This is a genomic window from Jiangella asiatica, from assembly GCF_004349065.1.
Classification (GTDB): domain Bacteria; phylum Actinomycetota; class Actinomycetes; order Jiangellales; family Jiangellaceae; genus Jiangella; species Jiangella asiatica.
Genome location: NZ_SMKZ01000023.1, coordinates 57,604 through 69,875, shown reverse-complemented (window position 1 = coordinate 69,875; position 12,272 = coordinate 57,604). Strand labels below are relative to the sequence as shown.

The 12,272-nt window shown below is 71.6% G+C and carries 13 protein-coding genes and 2 pseudogenes; 8 read left to right on the top strand and 7 right to left on the bottom strand.

Features of this window, described 5'->3' with window-relative positions:
• The first annotated feature begins 29 nt into the window (after nucleotides 1-29).
• Genes E1269_RS17000 through E1269_RS16990 form a run of 3 tightly spaced genes read left to right on the top strand, consistent with a single transcriptional unit; the run spans nucleotide 30 to nucleotide 3,578 of the window.
• Entirely contained in the window at nucleotides 30-1,001 is a 972-nt protein-coding gene (locus E1269_RS17000) for a sugar ABC transporter substrate-binding protein (protein ID WP_203433769.1), read from the top strand.
• A complete protein-coding gene (locus E1269_RS16995; protein WP_131896621.1) occupies nucleotides 998-2,578 on the top strand; it encodes a sugar ABC transporter ATP-binding protein in 1,581 nt (526 codons plus the stop codon). The genes E1269_RS17000 and E1269_RS16995 overlap by 4 nt, the downstream gene beginning before the upstream one ends.
• A complete protein-coding gene (locus E1269_RS16990) occupies nucleotides 2,568-3,578 on the top strand; it encodes an ABC transporter permease (RefSeq protein ID WP_131896619.1) in 1,011 nt (336 codons plus the stop codon). The genes E1269_RS16995 and E1269_RS16990 overlap by 11 nt, the downstream gene beginning before the upstream one ends.
• A gap of 56 nt (nucleotides 3,579-3,634) precedes the next feature.
• Here E1269_RS16990 and E1269_RS16985 read toward each other — a convergent pair whose 3' ends face one another.
• The 3 genes from E1269_RS16985 to E1269_RS16975 are packed head-to-tail and all read right to left on the bottom strand — an operon-like array spanning nucleotide 3,635 to nucleotide 5,664.
• Nucleotides 3,635-4,831, bottom strand: coding sequence for an RNA polymerase sigma factor (locus tag E1269_RS16985; RefSeq protein ID WP_131896617.1), 1,197 nt, complete (start codon nucleotides 4,829-4,831; stop codon nucleotides 3,635-3,637).
• Between the two features lie 5 nt (nucleotides 4,832-4,836).
• The gene (locus tag E1269_RS16980) at nucleotides 4,837-5,178 is read right to left on the bottom strand and encodes a YciI family protein (protein WP_131896615.1); all 342 of its coding nucleotides are present in this window, start codon (nucleotides 5,176-5,178) and stop codon (nucleotides 4,837-4,839) included.
• 3 nt (nucleotides 5,179-5,181) lie between these two features.
• Nucleotides 5,182-5,664 carry a VOC family protein gene (locus tag E1269_RS16975; RefSeq protein ID WP_131896613.1) on the bottom strand — a complete coding sequence of 161 codons (483 nt, stop codon included), beginning with the start codon at nucleotides 5,662-5,664 and terminating at the stop codon, nucleotides 5,182-5,184.
• A gap of 134 nt (nucleotides 5,665-5,798) precedes the next feature.
• On the opposite strand from E1269_RS16975, the gene E1269_RS16970 reads away from it, so the two are divergent.
• Both E1269_RS16970 and E1269_RS16965 read left to right on the top strand, forming a co-directional pair.
• Entirely contained in the window at nucleotides 5,799-6,518 is a 720-nt protein-coding gene (locus E1269_RS16970; protein WP_131896611.1) for a FadR/GntR family transcriptional regulator, read from the top strand.
• 40 nt (nucleotides 6,519-6,558) lie between these two features.
• Nucleotides 6,559-7,275, top strand: a complete 717-nt coding sequence (locus E1269_RS16965; RefSeq protein WP_131896609.1) for an SOS response-associated peptidase — start codon at nucleotides 6,559-6,561, stop codon at nucleotides 7,273-7,275.
• Between the two features lie 7 nt (nucleotides 7,276-7,282).
• Here E1269_RS16965 and E1269_RS16960 read toward each other — a convergent pair whose 3' ends face one another.
• On the bottom strand, nucleotides 7,283-7,504 hold the full coding sequence (locus E1269_RS16960; RefSeq protein WP_131896607.1) for a hypothetical protein: 222 nt from the start codon (nucleotides 7,502-7,504) through the stop codon (nucleotides 7,283-7,285).
• Nucleotides 7,505-7,703: 199 nt separating this feature from the next.
• Between E1269_RS16960 and E1269_RS16955 the strand changes: the two genes are divergently transcribed.
• Nucleotides 7,704-7,991 (top strand): sigma factor-like helix-turn-helix DNA-binding protein, encoded by a 288-nt coding sequence (locus tag E1269_RS16955; RefSeq protein ID WP_131896605.1) that lies wholly within the window; start codon nucleotides 7,704-7,706, stop codon nucleotides 7,989-7,991.
• Nucleotides 7,991-8,335, top strand: a pseudogene (locus E1269_RS16950) (STAS domain-containing protein); the annotation flags it as partial. The gene E1269_RS16955 and the pseudogene E1269_RS16950, both read left to right, overlap by 1 nt.
• 50 nt (nucleotides 8,336-8,385) lie before the next feature.
• On the opposite strand, the pseudogene E1269_RS34310 reads toward E1269_RS16950, so the two are convergent.
• Nucleotides 8,386-8,537: pseudogene (locus E1269_RS34310) on the bottom strand (VOC family protein); the annotation flags it as partial.
• Between the two features lie 86 nt (nucleotides 8,538-8,623).
• On the opposite strand from E1269_RS34310, the gene E1269_RS16940 reads away from it, so the two are divergent.
• Nucleotides 8,624-9,949, top strand: a complete 1,326-nt coding sequence (locus E1269_RS16940) for a hypothetical protein (protein WP_131896603.1) — start codon at nucleotides 8,624-8,626, stop codon at nucleotides 9,947-9,949.
• Between the two features lie 93 nt (nucleotides 9,950-10,042).
• Here the strand turns inward: E1269_RS16940 and E1269_RS16935 are convergent, their stop codons facing one another.
• Together E1269_RS16935 and E1269_RS16930 are read right to left on the bottom strand one after the other, a co-directional pair.
• Entirely contained in the window at nucleotides 10,043-11,911 is a 1,869-nt protein-coding gene (locus tag E1269_RS16935; RefSeq protein WP_131896601.1) for a glycoside hydrolase family 15 protein, read from the bottom strand.
• Between the two features lie 45 nt (nucleotides 11,912-11,956).
• Complete coding sequence (locus tag E1269_RS16930; protein WP_131896599.1) at nucleotides 11,957-12,250, bottom strand: SHOCT domain-containing protein; 294 nt, start codon at nucleotides 12,248-12,250, stop codon at nucleotides 11,957-11,959.
• Nucleotides 12,251-12,272 lie beyond the last annotated feature (22 nt).

Sequence of the window (12,272 nt, the reverse complement as noted above, 5' to 3'; positions counted from 1 at the left end):
CCGTACAGAGACGTACCAGGAGGATTCGCATGAAGACGCAGCTCAAATCCGTCGCAGCCCTCGTCGGCATGGTCATGGTGATCGCCGCCTGCGGCCAGCAGGACACCACGTCGGACCCCGGCGGCGGGGATGACACCGGCGGTGACAGCGGCGAGGTCCCCACGATCGGCCTGGTCATGAAGAGCCTGGGCAACCCGTTCTTCCAGAACATGGAGGAGGGCGCCATCGCGCACGCCGAGGAGCGGGGCGACCTGGAGCTGGAGACCGTCGGCATCCAGTCCGAGACCGACATCACCGGTCAGGTCGAGGCGGTCAACAACCTGGTCGCCCAGCAGGTCGACGCGATCGTCATCGCTCCCGCGGACTCCCGCGGCCTCATCGCACCGCTCAAGGCCGCTTACGACGCCGGAATCGCGATCGTGAACATCGACGTGAAGCTGGACGACGCCGCGCTGGCCGAGGCGGACATGGAGGTCCCGTTCGTCGGGCCGGACAACGTCGACGGGGCCCGCCAGGTCGGCGAGGTGCTGGCGCAGGAGCTCGGAACGGGCGGGAAGGTGGTGATCCTGGAGGGAGTCGCCGGCGCCGCCAACGCCGAGCAGCGCAAGGAGGGCTTCATGCAGGCCATCGACGAGGGCGGGCTGGAGCTCATCGAGTCCGCGACCGCCAACTGGGAGACCGAGGAGGCCAACACGGTCTTCACGAACCTGCTCTCCGCGCACCCGGACATCCAGGGCGTGATGACGGCCAACGACTCGATGGCACTGGGCGTGCTGGCCGCACTCGACGCGGCCGGGCGCACCGGTGAGATCTCCGTCGTCGGCTTCGACAACATCCCCGAGGTCCAACCGGCGCTGGAGGGCGGCTCGCTGCTGGCGACCCTGGACCAGTTCGGCTCCCAGCAGGCCTCGTACGGCATCGACGTCGCCATGGACCTGCTGGACGGCAAGGACGCCAACGACTGGGAGAAGACGCCGATCGAGCTGGTCACGGCCGAATGACCGCGGAAGGACCGGCGCGGACGGGCGGCGGCTCGGCCGTCGTGCCCGGCCCGCTGCTGGCCGTCGAGGGCGTGACCAAGGTGTTCCCCGGGGTCACCGCCCTCGACGGGGTCGGCTTCGAGGTCCGGCCCGGCGAGGTTCATGCCCTCGTCGGCGAGAACGGCGCCGGCAAGTCCACCCTGGTGCGCGTCCTCGGCGGGGTGCACGGTCCGGACCTGGGGACGATGACGCTGGACGGCGCACCGTACGCACCGCAGGACCCGGCCGAGGCGCTGGCGGCCGGGGTGCGGATCGTGCACCAGGAGCTCAGCGTCCTGCCGAACCTCACGGTCGCCGAGAACCTCTTCCTCGAACGGCTGCCGCGCCGGTTCGGTGTCGTGGACTTCCGGCAGGCCAACCGGGACGCCACCGACCTGCTGGCCCGCGTCGGCCTGGACGTGTCGCCGCGCACCCGGATGGGCGAGCTCAGCGTCGCGCAGACCCAGCTGGTCGAGATCGCCCGGGCACTCGCCGCCCGGGCCCGGCTGCTGGTGCTCGACGAGCCGACCGCGACCCTCACCGCGCACGAGACCCGGCGGCTGTTCGAGATCGTCCGCGACCTGCGCTCGATGGGCACCGCCGTCGTCTACATCTCCCACCACCTCGACGAGATCTTCCAGGTGTGCGACCGGGTGACCGTCCTGCGCAACGGCCGGCATGTCGGCACGCACCCGGTCGGCGACCTCACCAGCGCCGACCTCGTCCGGCTGATGGTCGGACGGGAGTTCGCCGACGACCACCCGTTTCCCGGCGACGTCACGCCCGGCGAGGTCGTGCTGGCCGTCGACGGGCTCGGCGTACGCGGGCTGGACGCGACGGTGTCGTTCGACGTGCGCGCCGGCGAGATCGTCGGCGTCGCCGGGCTGGTGGGCGCCGGCCGGACCGAGACGATGCGGGCGCTGTTCGGTGCCGACCGCGCAGACGGGGGCACCGTCACCGTCGGCGGCCGCCGGGTGACGATCCGCCGCCCGCGCGACGCAGTCCGCGCCGGCATCAGCTTCGCCACCGAGGACCGCAAGGCCCAGGGGCTCATCCTGCCGATGGGCGGCGACGTCAACATCACGCTGGCGGCATTGCGCAAGGTGACCCGCGGCGGGCTGCTGCGCCGCGACGCCGAACGCGCCCAGGCCGCCGCGATGGCGTCGCGGATGCGCGTCAAGGCACCGGACATCACGACCGCCGTCGGCACCCTCTCCGGCGGCAACCAGCAGAAGGTGGTGCTCGCGCGCTGGCTGTACCGGGACGCCCGCGTGCTGATCATGGACGAGCCCACCCGCGGCATCGACGTCGGCGCACGGCACGAGATCTACGCGATCGTCGCCGAGCTGGCCCGGCAGGGACGCGCGATCGTGATGGTCTCCTCGGACCTGCCGGAGCTGATCGGCATGTGCCACCGGATCCTCGTCTTCTCCCGCGGCCGCGTCGTCGGCGACGTACCGCGAGCGGAGTTCGACCACGAGCGGCTGCTGAGCCTGGCCTACAGCGGCTTCCTGAACGGCGCCCGGCCCGAACCGGAAGGAGGCGACCGTGTCGACTGAGACGGTTGCGCGAGAACGCGTGTCGACCACCCGGATCACCCGGTGGATCCTGGGGGAGACGGGCATCGGGCTGGCGCTGCTCGCCCTCATCGTGTTCTTCGTGATCGCCGCGCCGAACTTCGCGACGAGCACGAACCTGGCGAACATCCAGACCCAGATCACCCTGAACACGATCCTCGCCGCCGGGATCACGTTCGTGATCCTCGTCGCCGGCATCGACCTGTCCGTCGGAGCGGTGCTGGCGCTGTGCGCGATGATCGCCGGACTGGTGATCACCAGCGACCTGCCGACCGGGCTCGCCGTCGTCGCGGCCGTGTTCGCAGCCGTCCTGACGGGTCTGGCCTGCGGCCTGGTCAACGGGGTCGTCTCGGAGACGTGGGCGATCCCGAGCTTCATCGTCACCCTCGGCATGATGAACATCGCCCGCGGCGCGGCGCTGCAGACCACCGACGCCGCCGCCGTGTTCGGGTTCCCGGAGGGGTTCAACCGGTTCGGGACGGCGACCTTCGTCGGCATCCCGTCGGTGTTCCTCATCGCGGTCGCGATCATCGTGATCGGCCACCTGGTGCTCACCCGCACCGTCTTCGGCCGGATGCTGTTCGCGATCGGCAACAACGAGGAGTCGGTGCGCCTGGCCGGCCATCGCACGAAGGGCTACAAGGTGGCCGCGTTCTGCATCTCCGGCGCGCTGGCCGGGGTCGCCGCGATCATCTACATGACCCGGCTGCACACCGCTACGCCGATCATCGGCAACGGGTACGAGCTCAGCGCGATCGCGGCGGTCATCATCGGCGGCACCAGCTTGTTCGGCGGCAAGGGCTCGCTGGTCGGGACGTTCCTGGGCGCCTGCCTGCTCGGCGTGCTGACCAACGGGCTCCTGCTCATGGGCGTCGGCGACTTCGCCCGGCAGATGGTGACCGGCGCGGTGATCATCCTCGCGGTGATCATCGACTACTACCGGCAGCGCCTGTCGTCGCGCCTGGCGCTGGCCAGCCCCTAGTTTCCCTTCCCTCGCGGGACTTGCCGGTGCCGGAGACCTCGCGGTCGGCGCTGGGCTTAGGAAGTCCAGCTGAGCCGGTCGTGCAGGATGGCCAGCTCGGCCGGGTTGGCGGTGAAGGCCAGAGCGCGCTCGTCGGCGGCACGGGCCTCGGCGGGCCGGTCGAGCGCGCGCAACAGGTCCGCGCGGGTGGCATGGTAGAGGTGGTACGTGTCGAGCTGGCCGGCCAGCGCGTCCAGCTCGGCCATCGCACCGGCCGCCCCGACCGCGTACCGCAGCGCGACGGCGCGGTGCAGGCGGGTGACCGGCGACGGCGCGAGGTGCAGCAGCATGTCGTAGAGCAGCACGATCTGCTCCCAGTCGGTGTCCTCCCAGCGCGGTGCCTCGGCATGGCAGGCGACGATCGCCGCCTGCAGCTGGTACGGGCCGGGCCGGTGCTGGCGGGCCGCGCGCACCAGCAGGCGGGTGGCCGAGCCGATGGTGTCGTGGTCCCAGCGGGAACGGTCCTGATCGCGCAGCAGCACGATGTCGCCGTCGGCCCCGAACCGAGCGGTCGCGCGGGCCCGGTGCAGGCGGATCAGCGCGAGCAGCCCGGCCACCTCCGGCTCATCCGGTGCCAGCTCGTGCAGCAGCGCGGCGAGCCATTCGGCGTCGTCGACCAGGCGCTGGGAGTGGATTGTCTCCGTGCTGGAGAGGTAGCCCTCGTTGAGCATCAGGTAGACGACGGCGAGGACCTCCGCCAACCGGCCGCGCAGGTCCGCGGCGGCGGGCAGTCCGTAGGGGATGCCGGCGTCGGCGATTTTGCGCTTGGCGCGGGTGATGCGCTGGGCCACCGTGGTCTCCGGCACCAGGAACGCCCGGGCGACCTGCGCGGTCGTCAGGCCGCAGACCACCCGCAGCGTCAGCGCGATCTGCGCGGCGCGGGGGAGCGCGGGATGGCAACAGGTGAAGATCAGCCGGAGCCGCTCGTCCGGTTCGGGCTGGACGGGCCACTGGACCTGGGCGAGCTTGGCCCGGTAGGTGTTCTCCCGGCGCAGCACGTCCAGGCCGCGGCGGCGGGCGACGGTGAACAGCCAGGCGTCCGGGCGGTCGGGGATGCCGTCGACGGGCCAGCGTCGCAGCGCCGACACCACCGCGTCCTGCACGAGGTCCTCGGCGGTGGCGAAATCGCCGATCAGCCGGACCAGGGCGGCGGCGAGCCGGCCCGCGTGCTCACGCACCACCCGGGCCAGCTCGTCGTGCGAGGCTTCGGCCATCGCCGTCAGGACTCCAGCGGCCGGATCTCCACGACCGGGCAGCCCGGCCAGCCGCGGACCATCCGCAGTGCCTCGTCGAGGTCGGCGACGTCGACCTCGAGGTACCCGCTGACCACCTCCTTGCCCTCGACGAACGGGCCGTCGGTGACGATCGGCTCCGGCGCGTCGAGCCGGACGGTGGTGGCCGTGTGCGGACCCTGCAGCTTGCTGCCGCCGCGGATGACGCCGGCGTGCTCGGCCATCCACGCGTCGACTCGCTCGAAGGCGCGGTCGCGGTCGGCCGGCGACATCGCCTCCAGGTCGGCGGCGAACTGCTCGGTGTCGACGAACAACAGCACGTACTTCATCGCTCACATTCCCTGGTCCTGCAGCTCGGTCATCCGGCGAGCCAGCTCCTCCGGCGGCACGTCCTCGACGTGGGTGGCGATGGTCCAGCCGTGCCCGTACGGGTCGACGACGAAGCCGTCCCGGTCACCGTAGAACTGATCCTGCGGTTCCCGGCGCAGCCGCGCACCCCGTTCGACGGCGCGCGCGACGACGGCGTCGACGTCCTCGACGTAGATGAACAGGAACGACGGCGTACCGGGGAGCCCTCCGGCTGGCGGCGCCTGGGTACCCATAACCGGGGACTCGTCCTCGACGATGATGACCGAGTCGCCGATGACGATCTCGGCGTGCGCGACGGTTCCGTCCGGGCCCGGGAACCGCATGCGCTCGGTCGCGCCGAACACGTCGGCATAGAACCGGAGCGCCTCGGCCGCACCGCGGACCACGATGCACGGCGTGACGCGGCGGTAGGTGTCCGGGACCGGCGGGGGTGTTGTCGACGTCATGAGTGTCCTCCTCGTGATGGCGAACCTACTTCTCACTCTCTAGACGATCGGGCCGCCCGCCGATACGACACGCCCGTCCGGCATCGGCCGACGGGGTATATTCGAGCGCATTCGCCGATCGGGGGAGATGGCCTATGGCGGTGACCGACCTCGCGATCGAGAAGATCAAGCAGATGATCCTCAGCGGGGAGCTGAGACCGGGCGACCGGCTGCCGCGCGAGGTCGACCTCGCCGAACGGCTGGGCCTGTCGCGCAGCTCGCTGCGCGAGGCAGTGCGGGCGCTCACCCTGATCCATGTTCTCGACGTCCGGCAGGGCGACGGCACCTACGTCACCAGCCTGTCCCCGAACCTGCTGCTCGACGCCATGGCCTTCGTCGTCGACTTCCACGGCGACGACACCGTGCTCCAGTTCCTCGAGGTCCGGCGGATCATCGAGCCGGCGGCTGCGGCCATGGCGGCGCTGCGGATGCCGGCGGAGGCCGTCGACAAGCTCGACCAGCTGATGGCCGGCATGCGCCCGGACACCGACGTCGAGGAGTTCGTCTCCGCCGACCAGGAGTTCCACCGCCTCATCGCGGAGGGTTCCGGCAACCCGGTGCTCGGTTCCCTGGTCGAGAGCCTGTCCGGGCCCACCCACCGGGCCCGGGTCTGGCGCGGCCTGACCCAGGAAGCCGCCATAGGGCGGTCGCTGGAGGAGCACCGCGCCATCGTGGCCGCCATCCGCTCCCGCGAGCCCGACATCGCCCGGTCCTGGGCGACGGTGCACGTCGCCGGCGTCGAGGAGTGGCTGATGAGGGCCCTGATTCCGCCCGCGGACGAGACCGACGAGCCCGAGCCGCCGCTGTCCTCCTGATCGTCGGTAGCCGGGTCCTGCCGGTGGGACAATCGGGGGCGTGTGCGGACGCTACGTGGTCGACGCGGGCATCGAGGACCTGATGGACGAGTTCGCCGCCATCGCCGGCGGCGACCTCCGGGACCTCGGGAGGTCCTACAACGTCGCGCCCACCGACGCGGTCCCCGTCGTGCTGGAGCGCACCGACCAGCCGCCGGAGGCGACCCGCCAGCTGCACGCGGCCCGGTGGGGCCTGGTCCCGCCGTGGGCGAAGGACGTCAGCGGCGGCGCCAGGATGATCAACGCCCGGCTGGAGACGGTGGCGGGCAAGCCCGCGTATCGCGGCCCGTTCGCGCGCCGGCGCTGTGTGGTCCCGGCCAGCGGCTACTACGAGTGGCAGCGGCTGGCCGGCGGTGCCAAGCAGCCGTTCTACATCCACCCAGGCGGCGGGCTGCTCGCGATGGCCGGGGTGTTCGAGTGGTGGCGTGACGAGCGGCTGCCGCCGGACCACCCGGACCGGTGGGTGCTGTCGGCGAGCGTCCTGACCACCACGCCCGCCGACCACCTCGCGCACATCCACGACCGGATGCCGGCCATGCTCAGCCGCGACCAGGTGGGTGACTGGCTGAACCGGTCCAACGACGACACCGGCCTGCTCGCCGACCTCGCCCGGGCCGGAACCGCCGAGGTGGCCGCCGCCCTCACGGCGCGACCGGTCGGCCTGGGCGTGGGCAACGTGCGCAACAACCACCCCGACCTCATAACCGCACTCAGCTGAGCAGCGCTCAGCCGTCGTCGCGTGCGGGGTCGTCGCCGCGCTGCTCGGCGGCGATCAGCTCGTCCAGCCACTCGCCGAGCGCCTCACGCCGTCGGTCGGCGGGGATCCGGCGCTCGCTCGCGTATACGCCGAACGCGGCGGCAAGACCGGCGACGTCCAGCTCGGGCTGGAGCTCCAGGCCGAGCTCCTCATCGGCCGCGCCGTGCCGCGCTGCTCGATCGCCCGTCACTCAGGATTCCTCCCGCATGGTTCCGGCCCGACGGCGGTGATGATGGGGCCACTACCCGGTCGCGGCGATTGGATGCATCGTGCCTGAAATCAGGCTAAATGTCCCGAAGGGTTGCTACCGGCGGGGCCGACGTGCTTGGGTTGGCTGAAGTGGTCAGGCATGAGCCACGTCGTTCCTAGTCGATGACGGGGTGACGGGCATGATCACCCACCTGGTCGAGCAGAGCCACCGGCTCGCCGACGACGCCGTCATGGCCTTGGCTCCGGCATGCCGACACCTTCCCACGGCAGACCGGCGCCTACTGTTCCTCCGTTTCTACCGTGGCTGGACCCACCAGCGGATCGCCGCCGAGCTCGGTGTCGCGGCGCCGCAGGTGTCCCGGCAACTCACCAGCATCCTGAGCCGGCTGCGCGCCGAGCTCGCTGAGCCCGAGCCCGCCCGTGCCGGCCGGCCGAACGACCCTCCCCGCTCTCCGGAGGTCCCGTAATGGTGCTGTCCACGACCATCGATCCCTCTCGTGACCGTCGCGGCGGTTCGGTCCGCCTGCTCCCGCTCGGCGGCTGCACCGTCGTCCGGCTGACCGGCAACTTCGACGTCGCCGGCGGCCGCACGCTGGAACGCACCCTGTGCGAGGTCGTCGACGGCGGTCACGTCGTCGTCGACCTGTCCCACGTCGGGCTGTTCAGCGCCACGGCACTGGACGCGCTGTCCCGCGCGCACGCCTGCGCGGTGCACGCGCGTACGAGCCTGCACCTCAGCGGTGCTCGCGATGCCGTGCGCGCCGCGCTGGCCGCGTCCGGGCTCGACGCGCGGCTGGACCACCACGACGACCTCGCCGACGCGGTGGAGGCCGCGCTGGCCGCCCGGGACGCACGGGCGGATCAGTCCAGGCAGAACTCGTTGCCCTCGGGGTCGGCCATCATGATGTGGTCGGCGTCGAGCGGAAAGCGGGCTCGTAGAGCCTGAGCCGGGTGGCGCCGTGCGGGACGAGCCGCTCGGCCATCGCGTCCACGCGATCCCCCATAGAACCCGGATCACCCTGCGCGGGTGATCCGGGCCAGTGCCGATGTCACCGATGCTCCCCGTGTCCCCGCATGTCGAGCAGTCGGGTGGTGCGCGATGTCGGAGCCTCCTCAGCTGGGCCAGGACGAACGTGCGGAGCTCGAGCGGCTGCGTGCCGAGGTCGCCGCGCTGCGAGCCGGGCATCGGGGAGCGGCGCCCCCGCCGGGTGCTGAGCAGGTGGCCCGGCCGGGCCGGTGGAGGGCAGGCGCCTCGGCGCTGCTGATCGTCGTCGGCTGCGTGCTGCTGATCCCGGCGACCGCCGCGGTCTGGCTGCGCGCGGAGGTCACCGACACCGACCGCTACGTCGACACCGTCGCGCCGCTGGCACGGGAGCCGGCCGTCCAGCAAGCGGTCACGACTCGGATCACCAACGAGATCTTCACGCGGATCGACGTGGCGCAGATCGTCGACGACACCGCGCAGGCGCTGGCCGAGCGCGGTGTCCGGCCGGCCGTCACCACCTCCCTGCAAGGCCTCTCCCAGCCGATCGCCGGCGGCGTCCAGGACTGGGTCCGCGGCGAGGTCGGCAAGGTCGTGGCCAGTGACGCGTTCGCCGACGCCTGGACCGAGGCCAACCGGGTCGCGCACGACAGCGTGCTGGCGATGCTGACGGGGGAGCGGTCGGCAACCGGGCTGGAGGTCCAGGGCGACACGGTCACCATCAACCTGGAGCCGTTCATCGCCGAAGTCCAGCGGGCCCTCGTGAACGCCGGCTTCAGCCTCGCCGAGCGGATACCGGCGGTGGACGCCGAGTTCGTCCTCTTCCGGTCCAGCGGCATCACCGACGCGCAGGACGCGGTCGAACTGGTTGACCAGCTCGGGATCGTGCTGCCCGTCGTGGCGGTGGTGTGCCTGATCGCCGGCGTCGCGGTCGCGCGGCAGCGGCGGCTGGCCGTCATCGGCACCGGGATCGGCATGGCGTTGGCCATGCTCACCCTCGGCGCGGCACTGACGGTGCTGCGTCCGGTCTACCTCGACGCGCTGCCGCCGGACGTGAACCGGGCCGCCGCCGAGGCGGTCTTCGACCAGGTCGTGACGTTCCTGCGAACGACGCTGCGCACGGTGCTGGCCGTCGGGCTGATCCTGGCGCTGGTCGCATACCTCACCGGGCGCTCCGGCGGCGCGGTCGCCGTCCGTCGCGGCGTTGCCCGCCTGGGGGCGTGGGTGAGCGAGCGCGACTGGCGCATGGGGCCGGTCCCCGCCTGGTTGAACGAGCACAAGCGGCCGGTCCAGGTGGCCATCGTGATCCTGGCCGCCCTGGTGTTCCTGTTCTGGAACTACCCGACCGCCGGCGTCGTGCTCTCGATCGCGGTGGTCGCGGCCGTCCTCGTCGTCCTCGTGGAGCTGCTGGGCACGCAACCGGTTGGACGGGTGTCCTGCTGAGGCTCTGGTCAGCCGGACGGGCTGGCCTCGTCCTTCCCGCCGGCCGCCTCCTCACCAGCACGATGGTCCACGCACTGCGCGGGCGCATCGGACTCACCGGGCGGACGTCGGCGCCTCGCGATCGAGCTGGGTGTCGAGGTTCACCGCCGCGGTGATCAGGGCGAGGTGGCTGAACGCCTGCGGGAAGTTGCCGAGCTGCTCGCCGGTCAGGCCGATCTCCTCGGCGAACAGCCCGAGGCGGTTGCTGTAGGTGAGCATCTTCTCGAACGTCAGCCGGGCGTCGTTCAGCCGACCGGACCGAGCCAGCGCGTCCACGTACCAGAACGTGCACATCGAGAACGTGCCTTCCGAGCCGCGCAAGCCGTCCGGCGAGGCGCTCGGGTCGTAGCGGTAGACCAGGCTGTCGGAGACGAGCTCGTCGTCCATCGCCCGCAGCGTCGACTCCCACATCGGATCGCGCGGCGAGACGAAGCCGACCAGCGGCATGTAGAGCAGTGCGGCGTCGAGTACCTCGGTGTCGAAGTGCTGCACGAAGGCCTGCCGGCGCGGGCTCCACGCCCGGCTCATGACCTGCCGGTAGATGGCGTCGCGCGCGGTGGTCCAGTCGGCCACGTCGGCCGGCCGGGAGTGCCGCCGCGCCATGCGCAGCGCCCGTTCGAAGGCGACCCAGGACATGACCCGGCCGTAGGTGAAGTCCTGCCGGCCGCCGCGCGTCTCCCAGATGCCGTCGTCGGGAAGGTCCCAGTGGTCGGCGAGCCAGTCCAGCATGCCGCTGATGCGCTGCCAGCCCTGATAGGTCAGCGGTAGGCCGTGGGCGTCGCCGAGCTCGACGGAGTCCAGGGCCTCACCGTAGATGTCGAGCTGGAGCTGGTCGTGTGCGCCGTTGCCGATCCGCACCGGGCGCGATCCCCGCCAGCCCTCGAAGTGGTCGAGCACCTCCTCAGTGAGGTCGGACGAGCCGTCCACCCGGTACATGATCTTGAGCGGCGATCTCGCGCCGTCGGCCGCGGCCGCATCGGCGGCCTCACCCACCCGGTCGCCCAGCCAGCGCAGGAAGGTCTCGGCCTCGTCGGTGTAGCCGAGTCCCAGCAGCGCGTAGACGGAGAACGACCCGTCCCGGATCCAGGTGTAGCGGTAGTCCCAGTTCCGCTCGCCGCCGATCTGCTCCGGCAGCCCGGCCGTCGGCGCGGCCACCAGCGCACCGGTGGGCTGATAGGTGAGCAGCTTCAGCGTCATGGCCGAGCGCTCCACCGTCTCGCGCCATCGTCCGCGATACCGCGAACGGCCGACCCAGCTCCGCCAGAAGTCGCGGGTGTTCTCGAACAGCGCGAGCACCTCGTCGCGGACCAGGTTGCGTGGCGGGCCGTCCGGCATCGTCTCGATGATGAAGGCGCCGATGTCGCCGACCGAGGCGTCGACGGCGGCACGGACCCCATCACCGGCCCGCTCCAGTCGCAGCCGCGGGTCGGCAAGCGCCTCCGGCCGGCGGGCGACGTGCAGGGCGAGCTCTACGCCGTCGTCGCCATGGAAGGCCGCGCCCATGTCCGTGATCTCGGTCTTGTGCGACGCCCGTCCGTAGTCGAAGCGAGGCTGGCAGTCGAGCACGAAGCGCAGCTGGCCGCGGACCACGCGCACCACCCGGACCAACCGGTGCCGGTCGGTCGCGGGGCCGCGCAGGACCGGCATGAAGTCGATCAGCTCACCGACCCCAGCGTCGGTCATGAACCGGGTCACCAGGATGGACGTACCGGGCAGGTACAGCTGGCGGCTCACCCACCCGTCCGCCTCGGGCGCGATCCGGAAATGGCCGCCGCGCCGATGGTCCAGCAGCGACGCGAACACGCTGGGCGAGTCGAAGCGCGGACTGCAGAACCAGTCGATCGTGCCGTCGCTCGCGACCAGAGCACTGGTCTGGAGGTCGCCGATCAGGCCGTGGTTCTCGATCGGTGGGTAGCGGTCCATGGTCGCTCCCGCGTGGTTGCCGGGCGTCGGTGTGCGGGCGGCTCGTCAGATGCCGAGCAGCTTGGCCTTCGCCGCGGCGAACTCGTCGTCGGTCAGCAGGCCCCGGCCGCGCAGGTCACCCAGCCGCTCCAGCTCGGCGGTGACGGGATCACCGCTCGGCCGAGCAGCGGGTTGCGCGTAGCCGGGCGGCGGAGGCGCGTAGGCCTGTTCCGCTTCGTACTGGCGGGCGGCATCGTGCGTCTGCCAGCGCTCGGCCTGGCGGCGCGACACACGGTTGGACACGGCGGTGGCGGTGCCGGCCACCACCGCTGTGCGTGCCATTCCTCGCAGCAGTCCCATCGAGGGCTCCTCCTCGTCCTGA

Bases quoted from the DNA above. Each gene is read 5' to 3' on its own strand.
- E1269_RS17000 (WP_203433769.1), top strand. From the start codon at position 30: ATGAAGACGCAGCTCAAATCCGTCGCAGCCCTCGTCGGCATGGTCATG.
- E1269_RS16995 (WP_131896621.1), top strand. From the start codon at position 998: ATGACCGCGGAAGGACCGGCGCGGACGGGCGGCGGCTCGGCCGTCGTG.
- E1269_RS16985 (WP_131896617.1), bottom strand. From the start codon at position 4,831: ATGGCCGAAGCCTCGCACGACGAGCTGGCCCGGGTGGTGCGTGAGCAC.
- E1269_RS16980 (WP_131896615.1), bottom strand. From the start codon at position 5,178: ATGAAGTACGTGCTGTTGTTCGTCGACACCGAGCAGTTCGCCGCCGAC.
- E1269_RS16975 (WP_131896613.1), bottom strand. From the start codon at position 5,664: ATGACGTCGACAACACCCCCGCCGGTCCCGGACACCTACCGCCGCGTC.
- E1269_RS16970 (WP_131896611.1), top strand. From the start codon at position 5,799: ATGGCGGTGACCGACCTCGCGATCGAGAAGATCAAGCAGATGATCCTC.
- E1269_RS16955 (WP_131896605.1), top strand. From the start codon at position 7,704: ATGATCACCCACCTGGTCGAGCAGAGCCACCGGCTCGCCGACGACGCC.
- E1269_RS16940 (WP_131896603.1), top strand. From the start codon at position 8,624: ATGTCGGAGCCTCCTCAGCTGGGCCAGGACGAACGTGCGGAGCTCGAG.
- E1269_RS16935 (WP_131896601.1), bottom strand. From the start codon at position 11,911: ATGGACCGCTACCCACCGATCGAGAACCACGGCCTGATCGGCGACCTC.
- E1269_RS16930 (WP_131896599.1), bottom strand. From the start codon at position 12,250: ATGGGACTGCTGCGAGGAATGGCACGCACAGCGGTGGTGGCCGGCACC.